At 37.9% G+C, this 26,077-nt stretch carries 23 protein-coding genes and 1 tRNA gene; 20 read left to right on the forward strand and 4 right to left on the reverse strand.

Features of this window, described 5'->3' with window-relative positions; translation table 11 throughout:
- Positions 1–19 precede the first annotated feature (19 nt).
- Positions 20–640 (reverse strand): YitT family protein, encoded by a 621-nt coding sequence (locus tag NST66_RS02370; protein WP_034269383.1) that lies wholly within the window; start codon positions 638–640, stop codon positions 20–22.
- Between the two features lie 172 nt (positions 641–812).
- Here NST66_RS02370 and NST66_RS02375 point away from each other — a divergent pair, with 172 nt between their 5' ends.
- Positions 813–1,262, forward strand: a complete 450-nt coding sequence (locus NST66_RS02375) for an Lrp/AsnC family transcriptional regulator (protein WP_034269385.1) — start codon at positions 813–815, stop codon at positions 1,260–1,262.
- A 27-nt stretch (positions 1,263–1,289) separates the two neighbouring features.
- Here the strand turns inward: NST66_RS02375 and NST66_RS02380 are convergent, their stop codons facing one another.
- Positions 1,290–2,045, reverse strand: a complete 756-nt coding sequence (locus NST66_RS02380) for an arylamine N-acetyltransferase family protein (protein WP_034269388.1) — start codon at positions 2,043–2,045, stop codon at positions 1,290–1,292.
- Positions 2,046–2,378: 333 nt separating this feature from the next.
- Here NST66_RS02380 and NST66_RS02385 point away from each other — a divergent pair.
- From NST66_RS02385 to NST66_RS02395, 3 genes are all read left to right on the forward strand, one after another.
- Positions 2,379–2,450, forward strand: a tRNA-Val gene (locus tag NST66_RS02385).
- A 168-nt stretch (positions 2,451–2,618) separates the two neighbouring features.
- On the forward strand, positions 2,619–4,064 hold the full coding sequence (locus tag NST66_RS02390) for a DEAD/DEAH box helicase (protein ID WP_154989566.1): 1,446 nt from the start codon (positions 2,619–2,621) through the stop codon (positions 4,062–4,064).
- Between the two features lie 64 nt (positions 4,065–4,128).
- Positions 4,129–4,758, forward strand: a complete 630-nt coding sequence (locus NST66_RS02395) for a copper homeostasis protein CutC (RefSeq protein ID WP_033578077.1) — start codon at positions 4,129–4,131, stop codon at positions 4,756–4,758.
- A gap of 289 nt (positions 4,759–5,047) precedes the next feature.
- Here NST66_RS02395 and NST66_RS02400 read toward each other — a convergent pair whose 3' ends face one another.
- A complete protein-coding gene (locus tag NST66_RS02400) occupies positions 5,048–6,439 on the reverse strand; it encodes an amino acid permease (protein ID WP_033578078.1) in 1,392 nt (463 codons plus the stop codon).
- A 446-nt stretch (positions 6,440–6,885) separates the two neighbouring features.
- Between NST66_RS02400 and NST66_RS02405 the strand changes: the two genes are divergently transcribed.
- The 15 genes from NST66_RS02405 (at position 6,886) to lrgB (ending at position 22,896) form a co-directional block, all read left to right on the forward strand.
- Complete coding sequence (locus tag NST66_RS02405) at positions 6,886–7,224, forward strand: general stress protein (protein WP_033578079.1); 339 nt, start codon at positions 6,886–6,888, stop codon at positions 7,222–7,224.
- Positions 7,225–7,495: 271 nt separating this feature from the next.
- Positions 7,496–8,218 carry an MBL fold metallo-hydrolase gene (locus NST66_RS02410; protein WP_033578080.1) on the forward strand — a complete coding sequence of 241 codons (723 nt, stop codon included), beginning with the start codon at positions 7,496–7,498 and terminating at the stop codon, positions 8,216–8,218.
- Positions 8,219–8,222: 4 nt separating this feature from the next.
- Positions 8,223–8,801 carry a TetR/AcrR family transcriptional regulator gene (locus tag NST66_RS02415; protein WP_033578081.1) on the forward strand — a complete coding sequence of 193 codons (579 nt, stop codon included), beginning with the start codon at positions 8,223–8,225 and terminating at the stop codon, positions 8,799–8,801.
- 259 nt (positions 8,802–9,060) lie between these two features.
- Entirely contained in the window at positions 9,061–11,010 is a 1,950-nt protein-coding gene (locus NST66_RS02420; protein WP_033578082.1) for a BglG family transcription antiterminator, read from the forward strand.
- Between the two features lie 159 nt (positions 11,011–11,169).
- A complete protein-coding gene (locus tag NST66_RS02425; RefSeq protein ID WP_028412318.1) occupies positions 11,170–11,475 on the forward strand; it encodes a PTS sugar transporter subunit IIB in 306 nt (101 codons plus the stop codon).
- Positions 11,476–11,488: 13 nt separating this feature from the next.
- On the forward strand, positions 11,489–12,847 hold the full coding sequence (gene celB, locus NST66_RS02430) for a PTS cellobiose transporter subunit IIC (protein WP_033578083.1): 1,359 nt from the start codon (positions 11,489–11,491) through the stop codon (positions 12,845–12,847).
- A gap of 13 nt (positions 12,848–12,860) precedes the next feature.
- A complete protein-coding gene (locus tag NST66_RS02435) occupies positions 12,861–13,190 on the forward strand; it encodes a PTS lactose/cellobiose transporter subunit IIA (protein WP_014461523.1) in 330 nt (109 codons plus the stop codon).
- Positions 13,187–14,515 (forward strand): 6-phospho-beta-glucosidase, encoded by a 1,329-nt coding sequence (locus NST66_RS02440; protein ID WP_033578084.1) that lies wholly within the window; start codon positions 13,187–13,189, stop codon positions 14,513–14,515. The genes NST66_RS02435 and NST66_RS02440 overlap by 4 nt, the downstream gene beginning before the upstream one ends.
- Before the next feature lie 114 nt (positions 14,516–14,629).
- A complete protein-coding gene (locus tag NST66_RS02445) occupies positions 14,630–15,979 on the forward strand; it encodes a sigma 54-interacting transcriptional regulator (RefSeq protein WP_340843045.1) in 1,350 nt (449 codons plus the stop codon).
- A 217-nt stretch (positions 15,980–16,196) separates the two neighbouring features.
- Positions 16,197–17,519, forward strand: coding sequence for an MFS transporter (locus tag NST66_RS02450; protein WP_033578085.1), 1,323 nt, complete (start codon positions 16,197–16,199; stop codon positions 17,517–17,519).
- A gap of 35 nt (positions 17,520–17,554) precedes the next feature.
- Positions 17,555–18,985: an amidase gene (locus tag NST66_RS02455; protein ID WP_230624605.1), complete on the forward strand. Its 1,431-nt coding sequence runs from the start codon at positions 17,555–17,557 to the stop codon at positions 18,983–18,985.
- 106 nt (positions 18,986–19,091) lie between these two features.
- Complete coding sequence (locus NST66_RS02460) at positions 19,092–20,843, forward strand: sensor histidine kinase (RefSeq protein WP_033578086.1); 1,752 nt, start codon at positions 19,092–19,094, stop codon at positions 20,841–20,843.
- A 1-nt stretch (position 20,844) separates the two neighbouring features.
- The gene (locus tag NST66_RS02465) at positions 20,845–21,585 is read left to right on the forward strand and encodes a LytR/AlgR family response regulator transcription factor (protein WP_033578087.1); all 741 of its coding nucleotides are present in this window, start codon (positions 20,845–20,847) and stop codon (positions 21,583–21,585) included.
- 162 nt (positions 21,586–21,747) lie between these two features.
- Positions 21,748–22,182, forward strand: a complete 435-nt coding sequence (lrgA, locus tag NST66_RS02470) for an antiholin-like murein hydrolase modulator LrgA (protein WP_028412310.1) — start codon at positions 21,748–21,750, stop codon at positions 22,180–22,182.
- Between the two features lie 33 nt (positions 22,183–22,215).
- Positions 22,216–22,896 carry an antiholin-like protein LrgB gene (gene lrgB / locus NST66_RS02475; protein WP_028412309.1) on the forward strand — a complete coding sequence of 227 codons (681 nt, stop codon included), beginning with the start codon at positions 22,216–22,218 and terminating at the stop codon, positions 22,894–22,896.
- A gap of 51 nt (positions 22,897–22,947) precedes the next feature.
- On the opposite strand, the gene NST66_RS02480 is transcribed toward lrgB, so the two are convergent.
- Positions 22,948–23,382, reverse strand: coding sequence for a hypothetical protein (locus tag NST66_RS02480; protein WP_033578088.1), 435 nt, complete (start codon positions 23,380–23,382; stop codon positions 22,948–22,950).
- Positions 23,383–23,719: 337 nt separating this feature from the next.
- Here NST66_RS02480 and nirB point away from each other — a divergent pair, with 337 nt between their 5' ends.
- A complete protein-coding gene (gene nirB, locus NST66_RS02485) occupies positions 23,720–26,065 on the forward strand; it encodes a nitrite reductase large subunit NirB (protein ID WP_033578090.1) in 2,346 nt (781 codons plus the stop codon).
- Positions 26,066–26,077: the final 12 nt, after the last annotated feature.

Genomic DNA, 26,077 nt, shown 5'->3' on the forward strand with positions numbered 1-26,077 from the left:
CACAGCTAAATCGTGTTTTTTATTTAGAGAGTACATTATCTAAAGGCTGTGTGGCAGCAGTGGGTGTCGATTGATTGTGTAAAGCAATTTTTTGTTTGAAATAGCTGATGACAAACCCTGTAATCGCAATGGACATAACAGAGAAAATTCCTTTTGAAAATCCAATTGAATACATGCTCGACAGCACGACGAGGAAATCAAATGAAAAATTCACTTTTCCAGGATCCCAACCGAATTTTCGCTGCGCGAATAACGCTAGAATATTAGCACCCCCAAGAGAAGCTCCGTTCATAAATAAAATGGATAAGCCAAGACCGGCAATTAGTCCGCCCGTAACAGCACCCATCAGGCTGGGAAGTGTAAAAGCAGGAAGCAAGTAATCGAGTGAAGTGAGAAGTGATAGCAAAGACACTGATCCTATAGTTGTGACGGTAAATTTCCATCCCATTTGAAAGAAGGAAAAGAGATAAAAAGGAATATTAATGAGAAAAAAAATCACCGCAAACGACAAAGGAAGGGCATATGACAAGCTAAGAGACAGACCAGCTGTTCCCCCCGTCACTACGTGAGAGTGCCGCAAGATAAGAACACCAATACTTGCAATCGTACATCCAAGAATAATCCATAAAACTTTTTTCATAAATAAACCCCTTTGTTTGTTTTTTCGGAATTTTCATTTTCAATTATCTACTTTAATGATAGGATATTAAATAAAGAAAACACATGTATAAATGAAGGAAATAATACTTGTTCTGTTATCAACTTGAATAAAGATTTTATTTATTATATTCATTTTGAAAGGAAAGGTTTGTATGGATCAAATCGATGCACAATTATTGTCTATTTTGCAAAGAGACGGGCGTATGACGATTAGTGATTTATCAAAAAAGCTGGCTCTTAGCCGTCCAAGCGTATCAGAAAGGCTGCAGCGCCTTCAGGAACGAGGAGTGATACAGCGTTTCAGCGCTACGGTGTCTCCGAAAGCTTTAGGGAGAGATACACAGCTGTTTATTCAAGTAAGCGAATTAAAAAGAAAACCAGAGGAATTTGAAGACTTTATTGAGCAAAATGAAGATGTGCTTGAATGTCATCGCGTAACGGGACCGGTTTCTTATTTTATCAAAGCAGCCGTATCTGGAATGGATGGACTTAGAATGCTCGTGGATGAACTGATTCCTTATGGAAATGTGAATACCTCAATTATTTTAAAGTCGCCTGTAGAAAACAGGATGATTACTCCTATACAAAAACCGACCCCATAAGAGGCCGGTTTTTTGTGTAAGGACATATTAATAAAACCCTTTAATAATATAAAAATGATTTTGCAAAATATCAGGAACTTCTTCTTCTGAAACGTTTCTTTTCGTCTTTTTTCCGCCGTCTGTTACAGTTAGTGTTTCACCAGAGAGGGTAATTCGCCCTGTAGGTGTTGCGATCGTAACAAGGCGTTTGTGTACAAACGGAGAATCAGCTGACGTTTGATTGAACTCACACATGGGAGTAAAGTCTGTCAGTTTCTTAGGAAGCGTAGACACACGGTACAGCGTTTTCCATACATCATCTTCCCATCGCTGCAAATCATACATATGCTCAGCAACGTTTGTCATACGATAAGAGCCGCTTACATCTCTTACTACTTCGCCATTTAAAGGCATTGGCTTGCGAACAGAATCTCCAAATCCAACGTCTACGATATAAGACTGATTTTCAACCGTCACAAGGTTTGTAGCGTGACTTCCTTCAATGGTCCACGTGCCATCGGGTTTTTTGACGGTAGCTGAAACGTACGAGACTTCATAACCGCTTTCTTTTAACAGCCAGCCAAATAAACCGTTTAATTCGTAGCAAAATCCTCCGCGCAAATTTACAATTACTTTTTGAAAGATCCGTTCTAAATCAATGATAATAGGAGTTTGAGACAAAACGTCTAAGTTCTCAAACGGAACATGAAGCATATGCTTGTTCTGTAAAGCAGCTAAGTTTTCATACGTTGGACTATCCGGTTTCTTAGCTAAAAACCGACTAAAATAATAATTAATATTCATCAAATACACCTCTTAGTGAATCATTTCTCTTTGTCTTTAAGCTTAGCAGAATATTCATGTAACAGCGTTTTTTCAATGGTTTCTTTGGAAGTAAATTCTTTCAATCTCAGCTTTTTGTTCTTTACTGACTTCTCTTAAAGGATTAGTGGCTAGAAAACATAGTGGACAGACAAATCAAAATAAAATTCAGCGTGTGCTTTCATCCCGTCATGCTCCTTTATGGCATGTTTTTAGTTTATCAAAAGTAAAGACGGTTCTTCCAACTTGGGGACTGTGGAAAAATAGTTGACAAAATTGGATAACTCTTTCTATAATATATTCAATACATATCACGAGCGATTAGTTCAGTGGGAGAATACATCCTTGACAGGGATGGGGTCGGGGGTTCGAATCCCTCATCGCTCATACCAAAGCCGTTTTCTTATTAATAAGAGAGCGGCTTTTCTCTTTGGCTTAACAAACCAATGCTATATTAAATCTTGAGCGCGCATAGAAGAATTAAAGTATAATGAAACATAGTGCATCAGGTCATGATAAAGATAATCACTAATTTAAAATAAATGAGGGTACAAAATGAATCAAAGAAGTTTTAGTCAATATGGTCTTAGTGACAAGGTAGCTAAGGCGCTTTCTAGCCTGCAATACAATCATCCTACGGAAGTACAAAGTAAGGTGCTTCCCATTGCGCTAGAAGAAAGAGATGTGGTCGTGAAGTCTCAAACAGGAAGTGGAAAAACGGCTTCCTTTGGCATTCCACTGTGTGAATTAGTTAATTGGGAAGAAAATAAGCCCCAGGCCTTAGTGTTAACACCTACACGAGAGCTGGCTGCGCAGGTAAAAGAAGATATTACAAATATCGGCCGTTTTAAGCGAATTAAAGCAGCAGCTGTTTATGGAAAATCACCGTTTGCCAAGCAAAAAGTAGAATTAAAGCAAAAAACACATATTGTTGTAGGTACGCCTGGACGAGTGCTTGATCATATAGAAAAAGAAACGCTGGCATTAGAGAAAATTCGTTATTTGGTTATTGATGAAGCAGATGAAATGCTAAATATGGGTTTTATTGACCAAGTGGAAGCGATTATTCAACATCTTCCTAGTGAGCGTGTAACGATGCTTTTCTCGGCTACGCTTCCGGAAGATATTGAAGAACTGTCTCGCAAATATATGAAGAAGCCGGTTGATGTTGAAATCAAAGCGAACGGATTAACAACAAGCACGATTGACCATTCTATTATAACAGTACAAAATGAAGGTAAATTTGAACTGCTGAAAGACGTAACTACAGTAGAAAATCCAGACAGCTGCATCATTTTTTGCCGCACGCAAGAGCAGGTAAATACGCTGTTAGATGATTTAGATGATCTTGGATATCCTTGTGATAAAATTCATGGGGCAATGGTGCAAGAAGACCGTTTTGAGGTTATGAATGATTTCAAAAAAGGGAAATTCCGCTATTTAGTAGCAACAGATGTAGCTGCGAGAGGAATTGATATTGATAATATCACGCACGTTATTAACTATGACCTTCCGTTGGAAAAAGAAAGCTACGTTCACCGTACGGGAAGAACGGGACGTGCCGGTAAAAAAGGGAAGGCTATCACATTTGTAACGCCTTATGAAGAGAGAATGCTATCGGAAATTGAAGAATATATTGGTTTTTCGATTCCAGTATCTACTCCTCCTTCTAAAGAAGAAGTACAGCAGGCAGCATTCGCTTTTAATGAAAAAATTAATGAGCGTCCAGAAGTTAAAAAAGATAAAAGCGAGTCATTAAATAAAGACATTATGAAGCTGTACTTTAACGGCGGAAAGAAAAAGAAAATTCGAGCGGTCGATTTTGTAGGAACAATCGCAAAATTAGACGGAGTAACCGCAGACGATATTGGAATTATTACCATTCAAGAAAATGTCTCGTATGTAGAGATTCTGAATGGAAAAGGTCCCAAAGTGTTGCAAGCAATGAAAAACAAAACAATTAAAGGAAAGAAATTAAAAGTTCATAAAGCGATTAAATAATAAAGGCAAGTCCATCTTTTTAAAGATGGGCTTTATTTATACAGCCAATAAAGGAGTTGAAAGTATGAAGTACATAAAAGAAGCGTGTGTAGAAGGGTATGAGCAGGCAAAAAAAGCCGAAAAGCTAGGAGCAGACCGCATTGAATTATGTGACAATCTCAGTCAAGGAGGCACTACGCCAAGTTACGGCACCATTCAACATGCAAGTGAACATCTTGATACAGATATCAACGTGATTATTCGCCCAAGAAGCGGTGATTTTTTATATTCCGAAGCAGAATTTCAAATTATGAAAAAAGACGTTAAAGCATGTAAAGACCTTGGAGTAAACGGAGTAGTATTCGGCATATTAACAGAAAAAAATGAAATCGATCACGGACGCACTAAAGAATTAATAGCAGAAGCTCGTCCTTTAAGCGTTACGTTTCATATGGCATTTGATGAGATTAAAGATAAATACAAAGCCATTGATATACTTAGTGAAATGGGAGCAGACCGCATTTTGACCAAAGGTGGGAAAGGGTCTGCTTTGCAAAACTTGCAGGTGATCCGAGAACTGATCACATACGCCAATGACCGTCTTATTATTTTGCCCGGCGGAGGAATTCATGAAGGCAACGCAGATCGGGTTATAAAAGACACACAGGCGACTGAATTACACGGAACAAAAATTGTAGGAGATTTATCGGATTAAATAAAAAGAGGCTGGGACAAAAGTATGTTAGTCAAAGTGAAAAACGAACCACTAATCAACATGTTTGATTGGTGGTTCGTTTTTTTGTGATGGTAAATATAGTTTTATGTGTTTCGTTCCTTCTAGCAGGTGATTGGAGGGCAAGGCGAAGACTCCTGCGGGAACAGCGGCCGCCCGCGGAAAGCGAAGTCTTGCACGGAAATCAACTGCGGTGTAATAAGCAGTCCAGCTCATCTATCTCCCTTGTTCATCTTTAGGTTGGATTCATTTCGTTATGTCTCAACCTCTTTTATTTTGATGTGTTTTCTTTTGCTGCTAAGCCGCTCGTCATTTTGGTACGCTGAAAGAAAAACGAACCTACGACGAGTACAGCAATTAAAAGAGTTAAAAAGAACTGTGAACGCAATGAATCAATAAATGCCATGGCAATAAAGATACTAGTGATGGCAAGGATTGTAGCGTAAGTTAAGTAAGGAAACAACCACATTTTAATTTTTAATGCTTCAGGGTTTTCTTTTTCATATTTTTTTCTCATTTTAATTTGTGAAAATGCAATAACGAGGTACACAAGAAGGGCTACGCCGCCTGATGCATTCACTAAGAACAAAAAGATTTTATCTGGCGAAATATAGTTAAAGATGACGCTGATGTACGAAATAACTGTACATGCTAATATCGCGCTAACCGGTACGCCTTTTTTATTTAATTTTGAAAAGCTTTTTGGCGCATTACCATTTTGAGACATGGAAAACAGCATACGAGAGCTTGTATACAAACCAGAATTCAGACAAGAAAGGACAGCTGTTAAAATAATAAAGTTCATAATTTGAGCGGCGGCCGGTATGTTTACTAATTCAAGAATAGAGACAAATGGGCTTTTCATTAGGCTTGATGAATTCCACGGAAGAACGGTTACTAAAATAAAAATAGATCCTAAATAGAAAAATAAAATACGATAAATAACGGTATTGGTCGCAATGGTAATGGCTTTTTCAGGTTGAGAAGATTCACCTGCCGCGGTTGCAACAATTTCTGTTCCCATAAAGGAGAACATGACAAGGGCGATTCCTAAAAATACAGAGCTAATTCCATTCGGTAAAAAGCCGCCTTTATGCAAAAGATTGGAAGTGCCGGGAGAATCAATTCCTGGAATGAATCCACAAATAATAGCAATACCTAAAAGTAAAAAAAGAACGATACTGACAACTTTAATGAGAGAAAACCAATATTCAAATTCTCCGAAAGATTTAACAGAGTACAGATTGGTCATCGTTAATAAAAAAGTAAGAGCCAGGCTGACTCCCCAAGACGGTAAAGACGGGAACCAGTATTGAATAATATTTGCACCTGCAATGGCTTCAACAGCAATAACGATAACCCAGAAAAACCAGTAGAGCCAGCCAATTGTGTAGCCGGCCCAAGGGCCTAATGCCTCTTTTGCATAAGTGGAAAACGAACCGCTGGAAGGATTTGCAGTAGACATTTCTCCAAGCATTCGCATGACTAAAATAACGAGTAAACCAGCAAATGCGTACGAAAAAATAGAGCCGGGTCCAGCGGTGTTAATGAGTGATCCGCTTCCAATAAACAATCCAGCGCCAATAATTCCTCCAAGAGAAATCATGGTGATATGCCGGATCTTTAACTCTTTTTTTAACTGTGGCTGTGGATGGCTGTTCATTTGTAACCTCCTATATAACCTGAATTTTTAGTTAATACGGAGAATTATAGTATGTTATAAGGTGCAAGGACAGGATGTTGTTAGAAGTTCTTTCATATAAAAAACCGGATATGAATGGTTGCATTCATATCCGGCTTACTCTGACACAGACATTCATTATGCGTAGAAAGTACCTGATTAGCGCCTTTTTTCTTTATTATAATAAGCAATGCAGATGAATTTTTTATGAATGGTAGCTGAAAATAAGCTGAATGATTGTTTTAGATACGTTAATCAAAAGAGATGTACATCCGATTAAAGGATAATATGGAATGATATTCAAACTCTCCGTAAAGCGCTAAATGCGGGTTTTCCTTTCTGAAAACGGGTATATATAGTAGTAAGAAGTTCATTCTTTTACTAAGTATAAAAGAAAGATGTGCGATAGAAACAGGAGGTTATAAATAATGAAACATGTTGAAGTAGTAGAAAACGGAGCGAATATTAACGAAGCAGTTAATCAATTTGCAGATAAAGGTTTTGAGAAACATGAAGTATACGTGTTTACCTATGACAAGGAAAATTCTAAAAATTTAACTGAAGTAACGGACACAAATATTATTCGACTGTCTGAAGAAGGTCCTTTACATTCAGCAGCGAGTTTATTTTTAACAAGAGAAGATGAGCTTCGAACAAAAATGGCTTCGCTAGGCTTATCAAAAGACGAAACTAAAAAATATGAAGAAGAGTTAAAGAAAGGCAGTGCGATTGTAGTGGCTGCTACGGGAGAAAGAAAAGACGTTTAATTAGGGCAAAAGTAGTTTAGTTAAAGTAAGATCCGAACGAGGTTATTCTCTATCAAGAATCAGCCGCGTTCGGATTTTTTTGTGGGGACGGTGTAACAAGTGATCTATACGAGCTCCTTTATTCCATTTGTTTGTCTTTAAATTCACTCGATTTCGTTATGTCTCACACTCTTTTTTGTTTTTTCCAATATATGATTGATAAAACTAATGGTATTAGTTAAAATAAAAACTAATACCATTAGTTTTTATTTTGATAATAGGGGATGAGGAAATGAGAATAGTTCGTGAGAAAATGTTGTATCAATTGACGTTTTTGCCTCGATTTTTTCCAGTGAATTGTTATTTAGTCGAAGAGAAAGACAGTCTTACGTTAATTGATGCGGCTCTTCCTTACAGCGCGTCAGGTATTTTGAAAGCTGCAGATCAAATTGGAAAACCGATTACTCGAATTGTTTTTACTCATACTCATGAAGATCACATCGGAGCGATTGATAATTTGAAGAAAAGTTTGCCGAATGCTTCTGTTTATATGTCGCAAAGAGATTATCGATTATTTTCAGGAGACTTTGCACTCAATTCTGAAGAACCTCAAAACCCAATCCGTGGAGGAATACCAAAACTAGGAAAGATTTCAACTAAAATTGATCATTTCATCGAAGAAGAGTCTTATATAGGCTCACTTGCTCCTATTTTTACACCTGGACATACACCTGGGTCTATGTCTTTTTTAGACCAGAGAACAAACGCATTAATTGCGGGAGATTCTTTCCAAGTGCGGGGAGGAGTTGCCGTATCAGGTCAGTTAAAACCGCTGTTTCCGTTTCCTGCCTTTGGAACGTGGAGCAAAGAGCTAGCGCTTAAAAGTGCAGAAAAGCTATATGAATTAAACCCGTCACTTCTTGCTGTTGGACACGGAAGAATGCTTTCTCAACCGCTAAAAATGATGGAAAAAGCAATACAACAAGCAAAAGTAAAAATAGAAAAGAGGAGATGAAGGGATGTCGCCACGACAAGGACTAGATTTCAAAAAGGTTATTCAAACAGGTGGAAATTTGGCCAATCGTGAAGGGTTTTATGCTGTTACAATTGCTTCATTAGCCAAAGAATTAGATGTTCGCCCTCCGTCTTTGTATAATCATATAAAAGGGTTAGAAGAGCTGCGCAAAGAACTGGCTTTAAGCGGACTGCAGCAGCTACACTATCTTCTAAAAAGTGCTGTTGAACATGCTTCTGCAGAAGACGCTGTTTATCAGCTAAGTAAAGCGTACGTTTCATTTGTAAGAAAGTCTCCCGGAATATACGAAGCAACGGCAACGGTGGCACCAACGATACAGGATGAAGAAGTACAAAAAGCATCTGATAACATCGTATTTTTAGTGCTGGAGGTGTTAAAACCGTATCATCTTCCGGAAAGTGAAGCCCTTCATGCTGTTAGAAGTCTCCGCAGCATTTTACATGGATTTTCTTCTTTGGAGCAAAAAGGGGGATTTGGCATGCCGTTGAGTACTGATGAGACACTAGATTTTTTAATTCGTACGTTTGTATTGGGGCTACACCGGTATGAACAGACCCCATAAATTTCATTAATGCCACTAAGCCTAACGCTTTAATGGAAATTGAAAAAAAACAGAAAGAATGATAGATTACAAATAAAGACATTTATTCCTATTGTTTTAGGGTTGTTACTGATGAAGCAGGCAAAACCTAAGCTGCAAGGACAGAAAAGGTAGTTTCTGTTTGTTGCTGTTTAGGTATTTTTTGCTTTTGTTTAAAATAACCAGCTCTTTTAATTTATTTTATAAAGGGGAAATCTTCTGAGAATGGAGAGAAACAAACATGCTTAATTCAAGAATGATCGTCATATTAAGAGAACTAATGTCCGTACAGTCTACATTATCAACCGTTACGAGCGAATATTTAGCAACAGTAAATCAGGTATCTTCTCGAACTATTCGAACGGATATAAAACAGTTAGATGACATGTTGTCTCAGTACGGGGCCAAAATTAAATCAGCTCGAGGGACGGGATATGAACTTAGCGTTTTAGATGAAAAACAATTTCATCAGCTATTAAAAGAACTTTCGGCTAATCAATTATTTGATTCAACTTCTATTCCAACCGTTCCTGATGACCGCGTGCATTATTTAATTAAAAGACTGCTGCTAGCAGACGGATATTTGAAGCTCGAAGATTTAGCAGACGAGTTATATATTAGCAAATCAACGGTTCAAAACGATTTAAGAGATGTTAAAAAACAGCTGTGTAAGTATGATATTCTTTTAGAAAAACGTCCTAACTATGGCTTGAAAGCTAAAGGGGACGAAATGAAAATGAGATTTTGTATGTCTGAGTACATATTTAACCGAAAAGATAAAGAAGTAGATATGGTATACAATGAAATATCCATCCTGCCCCAAGAATCAATCTTAACGATTAAAGCCCACATTTTAAATCAAATAAAACGATACAATATTATGGTTTCAGATATTGGATTAAATAATTTAATCATTCATTTAGCAATAGCTTGTAAGCGAATACAAGAAGAAAATTTTATCTCTTTGTATTCAGAAGACTTGCTTGAAATTATGGAGCATAAAGAATATGAAGTAGCAGCTGAAATTGTGAGGGAAATTGAAAAGGCATTCAAGATTCGTTTTCCGAAATCAGAAACAGCGTATATCGCCATTCATTTGCTAGGTACAAAAATGCTCAACAGTAGCAATCATGAAGACAAAGAAGTGAAGCAGTTTATTGCCGCAGATATTTATGAATTAACAGCGGCTATATTAGAAGCAATTGAAAAAGAGCTTCATTTAGGAATTAGTGAAGATTCAGAGTTGATTCTTGGCATGAGTTTGCATTTGAAACCGGCTATCAACCGCTATAAATATGGAATGAATCTGCGAAACCCGATGCTTGAAGGAATTAAGAGTCATTACCCTCTTGCTTTTGAAGCTGGAATTATTGCCGGGAAGGTTTTAAAAAATCGCCTTGAAATTGACATGCATGAAACGGAAATTGGCTATTTAGCTTTACATATTGGAGGGGCCATTGAACGTCGGAAAATTATCAATCAGCCTAAGCGCTGTTTGATTGTATGCGCATCGGGAGTAGGGAGTGCCAAGCTATTATCATATAAGCTGCAGGCTACGTTTGGATTAAATCTTACTATTTTAGGAACAACTCAGTATTATAAGCTTCACCAAATGTCGCTGCACTCTTTAGATTTTATTGTTAGTACCATTCCAATTCCAGAGGATCTTCCTGTTCCTGTAGTACAAGTAAGTACAATTCTAGGAAACAATGATTTTAAAAAAATTGAATGTTTAATGAAGAATAAACCGCAGTCTTCGTTAGAATACACGAAAAAAGAATTAGTATATTTACAGCAAGAATTTCAAACAAGAGAAGAAGTGCTTCATTTTTTAGGAGAGAAATTAACTCATCTAGGACTAGTTCCTTTTCAATTTATAGAATCTGTTTTTGAAAGAGAAGCTGCATCCCCAACAAGTTTTGGCAATCTCGTTGCGATTCCGCATCCTATGGTTCCTCAAACCGATACGACGTTTTGGGCCATTTGCACGTTAAAAAAACCGATTATGTGGGAAGGAAATCTTGTGCAATTTATTTGTCTTTTAAGTGTAAAAGCGAATAATCAAGGCGATTTGCAGAAGATGTACAGTTTGTTGGTTCGCGTTGTGGATGACAAGCAGGTCGTGCAGCGCTTAGTAAAGTGCAAGGATTATGAGGAGTTTATAGAGGTATTTATGAAAAATATTAGATAAAAGAAGTCCAAGAGAGGGGCTTCTTTTTTTATCTGAATGTTCAAACATAATTTTTCCGTTACTAACGGAAAAAGGTTGTGTATAAATGTAAGCGCTTTTATTTTAAGATAAAACTATCAACAAAACAGATAGCAAAATAAAAAAACGGGGGAATGACAGATGAATATTCTATTATGTTGTGCAGCTGGAATGTCTACAAGTTTACTAGTAACAAAAATGGAAAAAAGTGCTCAGGACCAAAGCACGGAGTATAAAATTTGGGCAGTTCCTGGTGACTCTGTTCGCAATCATATTGATCAAGCAGATGTACTGTTATTAGGACCTCAAGTGCGCTACTTGCTGCCGCAGCTTAAGAAGCTAGGTGAAGAAAAAGGAGTGCCAGTTGACGTTATAAATCCTGTTCACTACGGAACGTGTAATGGAGAACAAGTGTTAAAATTTGCAGCTCAACTAGTTTCAAAATAGGAGTGTGGACTACATGAGCAAATTTAATAGTATGCTTGAAAGCAAAGTAATGCCTATCGCCGGAAAAATGGCAGGTCAACGCCATTTACAAGCACTTCGAGACGGTATTGTTCTAACAATGCCGCTCATTATTATCGGTTCCGTATTTTTAATACTATCGAATTTACCGATACCAGGTTACAACGACTTTATGGCAGGGATTTTCGGAAAAGAATGGGCCACAAAAATGGCGTATCCAGTTGGAGCTACATTCGATATTATGGCGCTGCTTGCTTGTTTCGGAATAGCCTATCGATTAGCTGAAAAATATGGAGTAGACGCTTTGTCCGCAGGTGCTATTTCACTTGCTGCCTTTTTACTTGCTACTCCGTATAAAGTGTCGTTTCTCCCAAGCGGCGCTAAAGAAGCTATTTTAGTAGACGGCGGAATTCCAACCGCTTTAATGGGAAGTAAAGGACTTTTCGTAGCAATGATTGTCGCGATTCTCTCTACGGAAATTTACAGATGGTTTATTCAAAAAGATATTGTCATCAAGATGCCTGATGGAGTTCCACCCGCTGTTGGAAAATCGTTTGCCGCTCTTATTCCTGGCTTCACGGTAATAGCATTTATTTGGATTTTACGTTTGTTAGTAGAACAAACGCATTTTGGAAGTCTGCATAATATCGTTGGAGAATTGCTTGGAAAGCCTTTAGGTGTGTTAGGCGGCAGTTTAGGCGGTACGCTAGTTGCCGAGCTTGTTATTATGCTCATGTGGTCTTGTGGACTTCATGGAGCGAATATTGTCGGTGGAATTATGGCTCCAATTTGGTATGGAGCTATGGATGAAAACAGAATAGCATTTGCTAACCATGAAGCATTACCAAATATTTTTACACAGCAGTTCTTTGATATTTGGATTAATATCGGAGGCAGCGGAGCGACACTAGCTCTAGTCGTTGCCATGATTTTAAAAGCGCGCAGTCAACAAATGAAGCAGCTTGGTAAATTAGGAATAGGGCCAGCTCTTTTTAATATCAATGAGCCAATCATCTTTGGACTTCCGATGGTGATGAATCCAATGATGCTTATTCCGTTTATTATTACCCCTCTTGTGACGGTAGTAGCAACCTATATTGCCATGTCGACAGGACTGGTAGCAAAACCAGCAGGTATTGCGGTTCCTTGGACCATGCCTCCGATTATTTCTGGCTATTTGGCCACAGGAGGAAATTTATCGGGTGCAGTTATGCAAGCTATTAACATCGGAATTTCTGTTTGCATTTATTATCCTTTCTTTAGAATGTGGGATAAACAAAAATTCACTGAAGAAAATGGTATACAGCCTGCAGTTGAAGGGGTACCGAATGATACACAGAAAGATATTGTGTGAGGAGGGATAAAGAATGGAAAGCGTTCAAGAATATATTTTTAAATTAATCTTACATGGTGGAAACGGCAGAAGTTCAGCAATGGAAGCGATAGCGGCTGCCAAAAATGGGGATTTTTCAGAAGCACGTGAAAAGCTTACACAAGCTGCGGAAGAATTAAATGCTGCTCATCATATCCAAACGTCGTTAATTCAAGGAGAAATTAGAGGGGATAGCACAGACATTTCTCTGCTCATGATTCATGCTCAAGATCATTTAATGAATGCGATGACGGTAAAAGAAATGGCTACTGAATTTGTAGATTTATATGAAGCAATCAAAATTTCTGGGGGGATTACATTATGACAAAAGGTATTAAGATTGTAACGATTGGCGGAGGTTCAAGCTATACGCCTGAACTAATAGAAGGGTTTATTAAACGATATGATGAACTTCCAGTTCGAGAACTGTGGCTAGTAGACGTGGAAGAAGGAAAAGAAAAATTAGAGATTGTTGGAAATTTAGCGAAGCGAATGGTGAAAAAATCAGGTTTGCCAATCGAGGTTCATTTAACGTTAAATCGAAGAGAAGCACTAAAAGATGCGGATTTCGTAACGACTCAATTTCGAGTTGGCTTGTTAGATGCACGAGCGAAAGATGAAAGAATCCCGCTTAAATACGGGGTGCTTGGTCAAGAAACAAACGGACCGGGCGGATTATTTAAAGGACTTCGCACAATTCCCGTTATTTTAGATATCTGCCGTGACATTGAAGAGTTATGTCCAGAAGCTTGGCTGATTAATTTCACAAATCCTGCGGGCATGGTAACAGAAGCTGTGCTCCGCTATAGTAACATTAAAAAGATTGTAGGACTTTGTAATGTGCCAATCGGAATGGAAATGGGGATTGCTAAGCTGCTTGATGTAGACCACTCTCGCATTCGAATTGATTTTGCTGGTTTAAATCACATGGTCTACGGATTAGATGTATATGTAGATGGTGTAAGTGTCAAAGATCAAGTTATTGATTTATTGAGTGATCCAACTAACAGCAGCTTTGTGAAAAATGTAGCAGGACTTGGATGGGAGCCAGAATTCACAAAAGCGCTAAATGCGTTAACGTGTCCATATCACATGTACTATTACAAAACGCGTGAAATGGTAGAAAAAGAGCTTGTTAATTATGAAAAAGGTGAAACCAGAGCAGAAGTCGTGAAACAGTTGGAAAAAGAGCTGTTTGAACTGTACAAAGATCCTAACCTAGACATTAAACCGCCTCAATTGGAACAGCGCGGAGGTGCTTATTATAGTGATGCAGCGGTTCGATTGATTACATCCATTTATACGGATAAAGGCGATATTCAACCTGTAAACACAGTGAACAATGGCGCTATTGCAAGCATTCCAGCTGATTCTGCTGTAGAAGTAAGCTGTATCATTACAAAAGATGGTCCGAAGCCAATTTCAGTCGGCGATCTTCCCGTACCTGTCCGCGGTCTTGTTCAAACCATTAAGTCATTTGAGCGGGTTGCAGCTGAAGCAGCAGTGACAGGAGATTATGACAAAGCTATTTTAGCATTAACCATTAATCCTCTTGTTGCTTCTGATAAACTAGCTAAACAAATCGTCGATGAGATGTTAGAAGCTCATAAAGATTACTTGCCTCAATTTTTTAAAACCGTTCAAGCTTAAAGTCAAGCTGTTCGAATACAGTACGTATTCGAACAGCTTTTTTGTATAAAAGATATCTATTGTTTTTACTCTTTTCCATTTATACTAAGACACAAGACTCAGGGGGGATACAGCGTGAATAGGAAGAGAGAAGAACTAAATAGTATTGATGAAATAGCGGATGGAGAATTAAAAACTATTTTTGATATTTCTCATGATGCTATTTATATGTCTGATGGAGAAGGAAGAACATTAAAGGTAAGTTCGGGGTGTGAAAGGATATGGGGATACAAGGAAACAGAGTTGCTTGGAAAAACGGTTTATGAGTTAGAAAAAGAGGGGGCATACAGTCCATCGATTACGAGGCTTGTGTTAGAAAAGAAAGAAAAAGTATCAATGATTCAAGTTACAAAGTTAGGAAGGCGATTAAAAGTAATAGGTGCACCAATAAAAAATACGAAGGGGGACATTATTCGAGTCGTTAATATTTCAAAAGATATTACGGAACAGAACCAGTCTTTACAAAACGAAAAAAAAATTGCTCCATTTGAACATCTTCCTCAGGGTCAGATGGAAAGGTTGAATAACAAAAAGGTAAAGCAGATGTACATTTTGAGCGAAAACGAAGAAATGAAAACAGCGGTTTCTAGAGCTGAGAGAGCAGCTTTAGTAGAATCTAGTGTGTTAATCCATGGAGAAAGTGGAATTGGTAAAGAAACCATGGCATATTTCATTCACGAGCGTAGTCCACGGAACAAAGGGCCGTTTGAAACAGTTCGTTGTGGTGCAATTTTATTATCTAATATAGAAAAGGAGATTTTTGGGCAAGGGGAGGAAATAGGAGCAATTGAAAAAGCCGGCGGCGGTACGGTTTTTTTAGATGAAATTGATTTATTGCCTTTGCCACTACAGCTGAAGTTATCTTACCTCGTAGAACAGCAATTAACATCCTCATATACTAGTGCTCGGTTTATTACGGGGACTTCAACTAATTTAACGGAAAGTATAAAAATAGGGGAATTTAGAAAAGAGCTGTATTATCAGCTAAGTATTATCCCTATTCAAATACCTCCGCTTCGAAACAGAAAAGAAGATATTATTCCATTGACGTTACATTTTTTAGAGAAAATTAATTTCTTGTATGAAAGTAAGAAAAAGCTACATCCTAGGCTGTTGAAAAAACTACAAAACTACTACAGCTGGCCAGGAAATGTTCGAGAGCTTAAAGCGTTAGTAGAGCGATTATTTGTATTAACAGAAGGAGAGTGGATTCAAGAAGAACAGTTAATGAGTGACATACTAGTAAGTGCAAAAAATGAAAAGAAAATTGAAATTCATGAGCTAATGCCTTTAAAAGCCGCGGTTCATTTAGTAGAACAAGAATTGCTGAGAAAGGCTAAGAAGAAATATAAATCCACTACACAAATAGCAAGAGCGCTGGGCGTTAATCAGTCTACAATTAGTAGGAAGCTAAGCCGCTTTTAATCGAAATAAAATGCCTATGCAAAAGTGCATAAATTATAAAAGGAGGGAGATAAACTCTGTAACTATCAAATTTTTATAAGAAATACGTTCACAAAAACTTATGCATAGACGCATAAGTTTCTTTTTTTATGAGATTGAATTTTCAGAAAATAATTGATATTAATAATAAAGTAGAGCAGTTTTATAGGCAGCATATTTTTCGTAGGGAGTGAGGAAAATGAGAGGAAAGTACAGATATTTTATTATGGGTATGATCGTATTTATGACCGTAGTGAATTATATCGACCGAGGTGCTATATCGTATGCACAAGAAGCAATTATAAGCGAGTTTAACCTAAATCCTAAAACATGGGGAGGGATATTAGGCTATTTCGGATATGGTTATATGTTTGGTGCATTATTTGGCGGAGCGTTAGCTGATAAGAAAGGACCTAAATTTGTATGGATTGTAGCAGGTATGGCTTGGTCCGTATTTGAAATAGGAACGGCTTTTGCTGGTGAAATAGGGATGGCCTTGTTTGGTGGGTCTGCTATTGCTGGATTTGCTGTTTTCCGGGTTTTATTTGGATTAGCGGAAGGGCCTACTTTTTCAACCATTAATCGTACAATGGCTAACTGGGCAGCTCCGAAAGAACGAGGATTTGCTGCTTCTATCGGATTACTTGGTACGCCGCTTGGTGCACTGTTAACTGCTCCAATTGCAGTAGCCCTGCTGTCTTTTACAGATTGGAAAACGATGTTTATTATCCTTGGGTGTATTGGTCTTGTATGGATTACGATTTGGATTAAAGTATTTACTAATCAGCCGGAAGAAAATAAAAGAGTTTCTCAAGAAGAATTAGCCGAAATACGATCCAATCAAGGTTTGCTAAAGTTTGAGAAAGAAAGTGGACAGAATGAAGAAACTGTTCCTTGGTATCACTTCTTTAAAAATCCTACGTTAGTCATGAACGCTATCGGTTACTTTGCTTTTCAATATGTGAATTTTTTAATTTTGACTTGGACTCCTAAGTATTTGCAAGATACATTTGATTTTCAATTAGGGTCACTATGGTATTTAGGTATGATTCCATGGACAGGAGCTTGCATCACCGTGCTGTTAGGAGGGAAAATATCTGATTACTTACGAGAAAAAACAGGAAGCCTGCGCATAGCAAGGTCTGGATTAGCCGTTGTCTCTCTATTTTTTACAGCTCTCTGTTTTATTTTCATTCCTACGGTTAACAGCGTAGCAGCAGTACTGACACTAATGACAATTGGAAATGCATTTAATTTCTTGCCCAACTCTGTGTATTGGACAGTAATTATTGATACAGAGCCGTCAAAAGCAGGAACGTTTGGTGGTGTTACGCACTTTTTTACAAATATCGCCACGATTGTAGCACCGACATTAACAGGTGCGTTAGTAGCTGCTAGTGGATACGGAGCGATGTTTACTGCAGCTGCCGTAGCCGCTGTTGTTGGAATGATAGCCATGATTTTTGTGAAGCCAGGAAAGCGTATTATTAAGCCTATCATTCCTGTTAAACAAAGTAGCTAACCTTATATCATAGTAAAAAGAGGAGGCATATACTTATGCATTCAGATTCTATTTTAAACATGGATATAACAACGTTATCCTTAAAAATAAAAAATAAAGAGATCTCTCCGGTAGAGATTACAGAGTGCTTACTAGATCGTATTAAAGATATTAATCCTGCTTTAAATGCTTTTATAACGATAAACGAAGAGGCAGTAAAGCAGGCGAAAATAGCAGAAAAAGAAATTATGAATAACGAGTATAAAGGAGCGCTTCATGGTATTCCAATTGGCGTTAAAGATCTTGTATACACAAGAAATATGAAAACGACGATGGGTTCTAAAATTTATCAACATTTTACGCCGGATTATGACGCAACCGTGGTAGAGAAGCTTCATCATGCAGGAGCGATTACGATTGGAAAACTTAATACACACGAATTTGCGTATGGGCCAAGCGGAGATGTTTCATATTATGGAGCCGTAAAAAATCCGCACGATACGAAGAGGATTTCAGGAGGTTCGAGCAGTGGTTCTGGGGCAGCTGTTTCAGCTGGATTATGTTATGGAGCGATTGGTACAGATACAGGAGGATCTATTCGTATACCTTCATCTGCATGTGGCATCGTAGGGATGAAGCCAACGTTTGGTCGAGTAAGTAAGCATGGTGTTTTTCCACTTGGCGAAACGTTGGATCATGTAGGACCGATGACGCGAACCGTTTCAGATAATGCTTTATTTTTAGAAACAATTGCCGGCTATGATACAAAAGATCTTTATTCAGTAAATAAGCCGACCGAACATTTTAGTAGATTCATTGGTTCTTCTATTTTAAAAAAAACGATTGGCATACCTTCTAATTTTTACTTCGATGCTTTAGATTCAGAAGTTGGGAATGCTTTAAAAGAGGCAGTGAAGTGTTTGGAAGAGCTAGGTGCAAGTGTAAAGTCTATTGAGCTTCCTATGCTGTCACAAGCATCTTGGGCACAGTCGAAAACGATTCAAAGTGAAGCCTATATGGTTCATGAGAAGCGAATGAAAGCGTATAGACAAGACTATCAGCTTCCCGTTCTTGAGAGGCTGGAAGAAAGCCAAAAAGTAACGGGATATGAGTATGCAAAAGCGCAGCAAATTCGCTTACAAGCTCAGAAAGAATTTCAGGACGTATTTGAAAGTGTAGATGTGTTAATTGCTCCGACGCTACCGATTCTACCTCCTTATATGGGAGAAGAAAAAGTAAGAGTTGATAATCAGATGAAGTTAGTTCGTTCAGAGCTCCTTCGCTTAACAGAACCATCTAACTTACTTGGTTTGCCTACGCTGTCGCTACCATGTGGTTGTTCTCGTGATGGGCTTCCAATCGGAATGCAGCTCATAGGACCACATTTTGCTGAAGCTGCTCTCTATCAAATCGGATACGCGTTTGAACAACATCGCCATATCCCTACACTAAAATGGAATATTCAAACACAGCCAACGTTAAGCTAAAGAAAAAGGTTCATTTTTGAACCTTTTTTCTGTTTGTTCAGCTAGATTTCTAGCAGCATCAGTGTAACAATATAAGGTAGAAACAGTTGGCAAAGGGTGGCTAAAAATGATTCATTTATTAATTATGATGGTAGAACGAGTCGGAGTTATTGTCATTATAGGTTTTTTGCTAGCACATACAAAAGTTTTTCGGCAATTTCTCCGTAAACAGCAAGGTTATAAAGGAAAAGCTGTACTTATTTTTATTTTTTCTCTTTTTAGCATTATTAGTAACTACACGGGAATTGAAATTCAAGGAACGATTATTCGAAATGAAGATTTATTATTAAAAGTAGATCCATCAAGCTCGATTGCAAATACGCGAATTATGGGTGTGGAAATGGGCGGTCTGCTTGGCGGTCCTTTTGTTGGTTTAGGAGTAGGACTACTTGCCGGCGTTCATCGCTTTATGTTAGGTGGGAGTACGGCGTTTAGCTGCGCTGTTTCATCCGTTTTGGCAGGAGTGTTAACTGGATATATCGGTTATGCCTACCGGAAAAAACATCGAACGATTACACCGCGCTTTGCTGCACTTGTAGGCATAGCGATGGAAACGCTTCAGATGCTGATTATTTTATTATTTGCTAAACCGTTTGATTCGGCATGGACGCTAGTGAGTATTATTGCTATTCCAATGATTATTGTAAATGGTACGGGAAGCTATATTTTCTTATCTATTATTCAGTCCATTTTACGGCAAGAAGAACAAATGAGAGCGCTTCAGACACACAAAGTATTATTAATCGCGGATCAAACTCTTCCGCATTTTCGGCAGGGTCTCACTAGTGAATCATGTGAAAATGTTGCAAATATTATTCATCGCTTCACAGGTACGGACGCTGTTTCGTTAACGGATACGCACAAAATTTTAGCTCATGTGGGAGAAGGAATTGATCACCATGTTCCTTCGCACAGTTTAATTACCGGGCTGTCTCACGAAGTGCTGAAGACGGGGAAAATTATGAAAGCAAAATCGAGAGAACAAATTGATTGTCAGCATAAAGACTGCCCGCTTCATGCCGCAATTGTAATGCCGCTTACTTCTCACGGTACTACCATTGGAACACTAAAAATGTACTTTAAAGATGCGAGCGGGTTAAGCCGGGTGGAGGAAGAGCTGGCAGAAGGATTGGCCAAACTTTTTTCAACTCAGCTAGAGCTCGGCGAAGCAGAGCTTCGAAGTAAATTGCTAAAAGATGCGGAGATTAAAGCTTTACAGGCACAGGTGAATCCTCACTTTTTATTTAATGCCATTAATACGATATCGGCGCTGTGCAGACAGGACGTAGAAAAAGCTAGAAAACTGCTACTGCAACTAAGCGTTTATTTTCGTTCTAATTTGCAAGGTGCAAGGCAGCTGTTGATTCCGTTATCAAAAGAGCTTGACCATGTTCACGCGTACTTATCGCTTGAACAAGCCAGATTCCCTAATAAATACGAAATTGACATGTATATTGAAGAAGGACTAGATGATGTCTTGCTTCCGCCGTTTATTCTTCAAGTACTTGTGGAAAATGCCATTCGGCACGCGTTTCCGCGCAAACAAAAACACTGTCGCGTAGAAGTTTATATTGAGACAAAAGATAAATATGTATACGTAAAGGTAAAAGACAATGGACAAGGTATAGACACAAAACGATTGGAACTGCTTGGCAATGAGCCTGTTTTTTCAGAAAAAGGAACGGGGACGGCTCTTTACAATATTAAACAACGTTTACATGGATTGTTTGGAAAAGAAACGACACTGGAGTTTGACGTAACAGAGGGAACAGCAGTTTCGTTTGTTATACCAATTGAATTAAAAAGCGAGGGTATGTAATATGCTGCGAGTACTAATAGTAGACGATGAAATGTTAGCGCGAGATGAATTAAAATATTTACTCCACCGAACGAAAGAAGTAGACTTCATTGAAGAAGCTGAAAGTATCGAAGAGGCGTTGGATAAAATGATGGATGAAAAGCCGGATTTATTATTCTTAGATATACAATTGTCAGATGACAGCGGTTTTGATATTGCGAAAAGACTTAAAAAAATGAAAAACCCGCCTGCTATTATATTTGCAACTGCGTACGATCAGTACGCTTTACAAGCCTTTGAAGTAGATGCAATTGACTATATTTTGAAGCCTTTTGATGAAGAAAGAGTGGTGCAGGCCATTCATAAATATAAAAAAATGCGTGTTCCTCATCACGCTGTTAAAGAAGAAGAACCGATAGGAGAGTCTTCTTCTCAAACGGGAAAGTTAGCGATTTCTGTAGACGATTCAATTGTGCTAGTAAATATAGAGGACATCTTGTTTGTAGGGCTAATAGAAGGAGAAGTTACCATTCAAACCATAACCGAATCCTATCATACTGCAGATACGCTGGCTATGCTAGAAAAAAAGCTCCCTTCTCAGTCGTTTGTTCGTGTGCACCGGGGTTATATCGTCAACGTACATCATATTTCCGAAGTACAGCCATGGTTTAATTCCACGTATAATTTAGTGATGAAAAACGATAAGCGAGTTCCTGTCAGCCGTACATATGCTAAAGAATTGAAGAAACGTTTAGGAATTTAAGTAAGAAACAGCTTGCGTATGCATTTTAGCAGGCTGTTTTTTGCATTTCAAGGCTCGATTTTTGTAAGTGAGCACAAATATTCGACTCTTCAATTTGAAAACGCTTTCTAACTTGTTTTCATTTTATATAATGAAGTCAACAAACAGAGAGAGGTGAAAGAAATGAGTGCTAAAAAAGTGTATGGCTTTTTAACACAAGCATTTATTTTTTCCGTAATTATGTTGATTTCAGATTTTATTGCAGAGCATTTGCCTTTTCCGATGCCAGCTTCAGTTATTGGACTTGTGCTGTTATTTCTTGCACTCTGCTTGAAGATTATTAAACTAGAGCAAGTTGAATCACTGGGAACGGCTTTAACTTCTTTGATCGGATTTTTATTTGTACCAGCAGGTATTTCTGTTATGAATTCATTAGGTGTTATGCAGCAGTACGGCATTCAAATTTGTTTAGTTATCATCGTGGCAACGATTATTTTGTTAGGCGTTACAGGCTTATTTTCACAGCTTATACTTGGCATGACAAAAGATAATAAAGCAAAAGAAGAAATAAAAGATGTAGATATGAGTGAAAAAACAAAAAAACAGGGCATTGCGTAATATCAATTATAAAGAGACAAGGTGGTTGGAAAGATGAATCCGTATTTTGGAATCGTGGTTTCTTTAGCTGCGTACGGTATTGGAACGTATTTATTTAAAAAGTCAAAAGGGTTTTTCTTATTTACTCCTTTATTTGTGGCAATGGTGCTCGGGATTGCTTTTTTGAAACTTGGTCACTTTTCTTATGAGGAGTACAGTAGCGGCGGAAAAATTATCAGCTTCTTTTTAGAACCGGCAACAATTGCTTTTGCCATCCCTTTGTATAAGCAAGCCGATAAATTAAAAAAGTACTGGTGGCAAATTCTTTCTTCTATTGCAGTAGGATCAGTTTGTTCAGTAGCGATTATTTTTGCGATTGCTAAAGGTATTCATATGGATGAAGTCGTGATGAAATCAATGCTCCCACAAGCAGCTACAACAGCAATTGCACTGCCATTGTCTCAAGATATTGGAGGGATTCCTGCTATTACTTCCTTTGCCGTTATTTTTAATGCAGTTATTGTATATGCACTGGGCGCATTATTTTTAAAAGTATTCAAAGTGAAAAATCCAATTTCAAAAGGATTAGCGCTGGGAACGTCCGGGCATGCGCTAGGAGTAGCCGTAGGGATTGAAATGGGAGAAGTAGAGGCAGCCATGGCAAGTATTGCAGTCGTTATTGTAGGTGTCGTCACAGTTGCCGTTATTCCACTTTTTGTTCAGCTAGTCATGTAATAAAAGCCTGAAGATGTCAGAAAACCTCTGACTTCTTCAGGCTTTTATTTGTTAATACACCACTCCAAAATGTCGTGATGCGCAGTTTTGGCAGGTTGTATGGTCAAAAAGACTCTCAGGAATGATAAATTCAAAACAAAATTGACATTGTTTGAATTGACTTTGTCTATAAAACATTGTCTCTAAGAAAATAGCTGTAATATGTTCGGTTATACGCTTATGGGAACGTTGTTCTAAAGTGGACCACGGAATAGACTGATGCTCTATGTAAATCGGAGAAGAAGTATAGGGTGTATCCCATTGAATGGCTTGATATCCAAACGTAAGGCCATGACGTGCTGCTGATGTAAATATGATCAGGTTTTGATGGAATTCTGGTAGAGGTAATTCTAGTTTTTGATCTTTAAGCGATCTCGTTTTGGAATGAAGGTTATACAATTTAATTTGAAAATGAATCCACTGAGTGGCGTGAACGGTTATTGACATGTTTTAAACCTCCAATTCAGAATCTTTCTTTTATCATAATTGATTTCAAAATAAATAAATAGTAGGCAAAAAGAAGATAACAAAATTTTATATAGAGTACTTATAAAGCGTAGAGAAAGGTAATGCAAGCACAGCATCCTTTTTTCTACCCCTTTTTAAAGCAGATTAATCTTCTATATAAAAGCCTGCTTTCAACGAAAGGTATCGGCGTATTCATACGCTTTAAACAGATTTTAATGTTAGAAGTTATAACAAGGTCCATTTCTTTTAGAGAAGTTTATGAAATAATAAAAAATGTATATTTTACGGTCTGAATCTATGTGTTGGAGGTTTTTATATGACGAAACAAAAGCTGATAGTAATCGGAAACGGAATGGCGGGAATGCGCTGTATTGAAGAAATTCTTATTCATTCTCCAGAGTGTTTTGATATTACTGTTTTTGGAAGTGAGCCTCACGTTAACTATAATCGAATTTTATTATCAACCGTTTTACAAGGCAGTACAAAGCTTGAAGATATTAACATTCATTCTTTTGCATGGTATAACGAAAATAATATCAATTTATTTAAAGGAGAAAGTGTTACGCACATAGACACCAAGAGAAAAATAATAAAAACAGATAAAAACAGAGAGACGATGTACGACAAGCTTATTATTGCTACCGGTTCGAGCCCGTATATGCTCCCCGTTAAAGGGGCTGAAAAAGAAGGGGTCCTCGGTTTTCGTACCATCGAAGACTGTCGGAAAATGATTGAAATTTCTAAACGGTATAAAAAAGCAGCGGTTATTGGAGGGGGTCTGTTAGGGCTGGAAGCTGCTAGAGGACTATTAAATTTAGGAATGGATGTTCAAGTTATTCATCATTCGGGTTTTTTAATGGAGCGACAGCTAGACAGAGCAGCATCTGCTATGTTAAGAGAAGAATTGGAAAAGCAAGGCATGAGTTTTCTATTAAACAAACATACGGATGAGATTATAGGGGAAAACCGAGTAGAAGGCGTCCGATTTAACGATAACAGCAAAATTGCAGCTGATTTAGTTGTAATGGCTACAGGAGTGAGGCCAAATGTGAATCTCGCTAAAAAAAGCGGAATAGCAACAAATAGAGCAATTATCGTAAATGATTATTTAGAAACGAGCATCCCGGATATCTATGCAGTAGGTGAATGCGCTGAACATCGAGGGATGACATACGGCCTTGTTGCTCCCCTTTACGAACAAGGAAAAGTCTTAGCGCGACACCTTTGCCAAATGAAAAATGAGGGTTATGGCGGGTCCGTTCTTTCCACTCAGTTAAAAATATCAGGAATAGACGTTTATTCGGTCGGAGAGTTTAAGGGAAATCAAGGTGCAAAAGCTATTACGATTTCGAATATGTTAGATGGTATATACAAAAAAGTAGTTTTTCGCGAAGGGAGAATAGTGGGAGCCGTTCTTTTTGGGGATACCAGTGAGGCTATAAAGCTATCACAAATGATTAGTGAAAAAAAGGATTTGTCGCAAGCGGAAAAAGTACAATTATTTCCTTCTCAATATGAAAAGGAAAATGCAGCAGCTTCTATGTCAGTTACAGATATGGTATGTAACTGTAACGGTGTAACCAAGGGAGGTATTATTGAAGCAGTACAGAAACATGATTTAACGACAGTAGATGAAATAAAAAATTGCACGAAAGCTTCTGGTTCATGCGGAGGATGCAAGCCCCTTGTAACAGATCTTTTAACGTATATTCAAAGCGATGAATTTGATGAAAACATTGAACAAAAAACCTTTTGTGCTTGTACACATCTATCAGAAGATGAGCTGGTAAGAGAAATGCAGCAATATCAATTTGAAACGGTTCAGCAAGTAAGAGAAATGTTAAAGTTTAAAGACATGAAAGGCTGCTCGTTATGTGAAGGCGGTCTTCATTACTATTTAAATATGATGAATCCTCATTATGAAAATAATCGACATTCTTTATTTACTACGGAGAATGAACAGGCCGTTTTGCTTCATGACGGTACTTATGCAGTGGTACCGCAAATTCACGGTGGTCTGACAAATGTACAGGAATTAAGGAACATAGCAAATGTAGCTGAAAGGTACAACATCTCGAATATTCGTTTAACAAGTGATCAGCGCATTCAACTTATTGGAGTGAAAAAAGAATATCTTTCGTTGATAAGTGAGGAAATAGATAGAGGACTTCAGCAGCTATATGAACGTACAGTTAAAAATGTATCTGTTTATATAGGAAAAGGAACGTGTATTTGTCAGTATGAACCTGCTCTTGCTTTATCAAATGAATTAGACAAACAGCTTGAATACGTAAAGACCCCATGCGATATCAAAATCAGTATTGCTTCTTGTTTTCACATTACAGAGGATGTCACAACAAGTGATATAGGATTAAGAAGAATAGACAGAGGTTGGGAAATATATGCTGGCGGAAGCAGCACAGAAGCCAGAAGCGGGGAGCTGTTTTATGTGGCCGAAACGAACGAAGAAGGGATAGAAATCAGCTGTTCTTTGATTCAATATTACCGTGAAACGGGAAACTATTTAGAAGCTGTCGGCAGCTGGATCGAGCGAGTAGGAATTGTTCATGTCAGAGAAGTTTTGTTTGAGGCAGACAATCGAGAGTATTTAATGAAGCAGCTCAGCTCAGAACGCTCTCGTGCAATCACATATTTATTATAGGAAAGAAGGGTG

The sequence above is a fragment of the Priestia sp. FSL W8-0524 genome, from assembly GCF_038005965.1.
Taxonomy (GTDB): Bacteria; Bacillota; Bacilli; order Bacillales; family Bacillaceae_H; genus Priestia; species Priestia zanthoxyli.

Excerpts from the sequence above, each read along its gene's own strand:
- NST66_RS02370 (WP_034269383.1), bottom strand. The coding sequence starts at position 640 with ATGAAAAAAGTTTTATGGATTATTCTTGGATGTACGATTGCAAGTATT.
- NST66_RS02375 (WP_034269385.1), top strand. The coding sequence starts at position 813 with ATGGATCAAATCGATGCACAATTATTGTCTATTTTGCAAAGAGACGGG.
- NST66_RS02380 (WP_034269388.1), bottom strand. The coding sequence starts at position 2,045 with ATGAATATTAATTATTATTTTAGTCGGTTTTTAGCTAAGAAACCGGAT.
- NST66_RS02390 (WP_154989566.1), top strand. The coding sequence starts at position 2,619 with ATGAATCAAAGAAGTTTTAGTCAATATGGTCTTAGTGACAAGGTAGCT.
- NST66_RS02395 (WP_033578077.1), top strand. The coding sequence starts at position 4,129 with ATGAAGTACATAAAAGAAGCGTGTGTAGAAGGGTATGAGCAGGCAAAA.
- NST66_RS02400 (WP_033578078.1), bottom strand. The coding sequence starts at position 6,439 with ATGAACAGCCATCCACAGCCACAGTTAAAAAAAGAGTTAAAGATCCGG.
- NST66_RS02405 (WP_033578079.1), top strand. The coding sequence starts at position 6,886 with ATGAAACATGTTGAAGTAGTAGAAAACGGAGCGAATATTAACGAAGCA.
- NST66_RS02410 (WP_033578080.1), top strand. The coding sequence starts at position 7,496 with ATGAGAATAGTTCGTGAGAAAATGTTGTATCAATTGACGTTTTTGCCT.
- NST66_RS02415 (WP_033578081.1), top strand. The coding sequence starts at position 8,223 with ATGTCGCCACGACAAGGACTAGATTTCAAAAAGGTTATTCAAACAGGT.
- NST66_RS02420 (WP_033578082.1), top strand. The coding sequence starts at position 9,061 with ATGCTTAATTCAAGAATGATCGTCATATTAAGAGAACTAATGTCCGTA.
- NST66_RS02425 (WP_028412318.1), top strand. The coding sequence starts at position 11,170 with ATGAATATTCTATTATGTTGTGCAGCTGGAATGTCTACAAGTTTACTA.
- celB (WP_033578083.1), top strand. The coding sequence starts at position 11,489 with ATGAGCAAATTTAATAGTATGCTTGAAAGCAAAGTAATGCCTATCGCC.
- NST66_RS02435 (WP_014461523.1), top strand. The coding sequence starts at position 12,861 with ATGGAAAGCGTTCAAGAATATATTTTTAAATTAATCTTACATGGTGGA.
- NST66_RS02440 (WP_033578084.1), top strand. The coding sequence starts at position 13,187 with ATGACAAAAGGTATTAAGATTGTAACGATTGGCGGAGGTTCAAGCTAT.
- NST66_RS02450 (WP_033578085.1), top strand. The coding sequence starts at position 16,197 with ATGAGAGGAAAGTACAGATATTTTATTATGGGTATGATCGTATTTATG.
- NST66_RS02455 (WP_230624605.1), top strand. The coding sequence starts at position 17,555 with ATGCATTCAGATTCTATTTTAAACATGGATATAACAACGTTATCCTTA.
- NST66_RS02460 (WP_033578086.1), top strand. The coding sequence starts at position 19,092 with ATGATTCATTTATTAATTATGATGGTAGAACGAGTCGGAGTTATTGTC.
- NST66_RS02465 (WP_033578087.1), top strand. The coding sequence starts at position 20,845 with ATGCTGCGAGTACTAATAGTAGACGATGAAATGTTAGCGCGAGATGAA.
- lrgA (WP_028412310.1), top strand. The coding sequence starts at position 21,748 with ATGAGTGCTAAAAAAGTGTATGGCTTTTTAACACAAGCATTTATTTTT.
- lrgB (WP_028412309.1), top strand. The coding sequence starts at position 22,216 with ATGAATCCGTATTTTGGAATCGTGGTTTCTTTAGCTGCGTACGGTATT.
- NST66_RS02480 (WP_033578088.1), bottom strand. The coding sequence starts at position 23,382 with ATGTCAATAACCGTTCACGCCACTCAGTGGATTCATTTTCAAATTAAA.
- nirB (WP_033578090.1), top strand. The coding sequence starts at position 23,720 with ATGACGAAACAAAAGCTGATAGTAATCGGAAACGGAATGGCGGGAATG.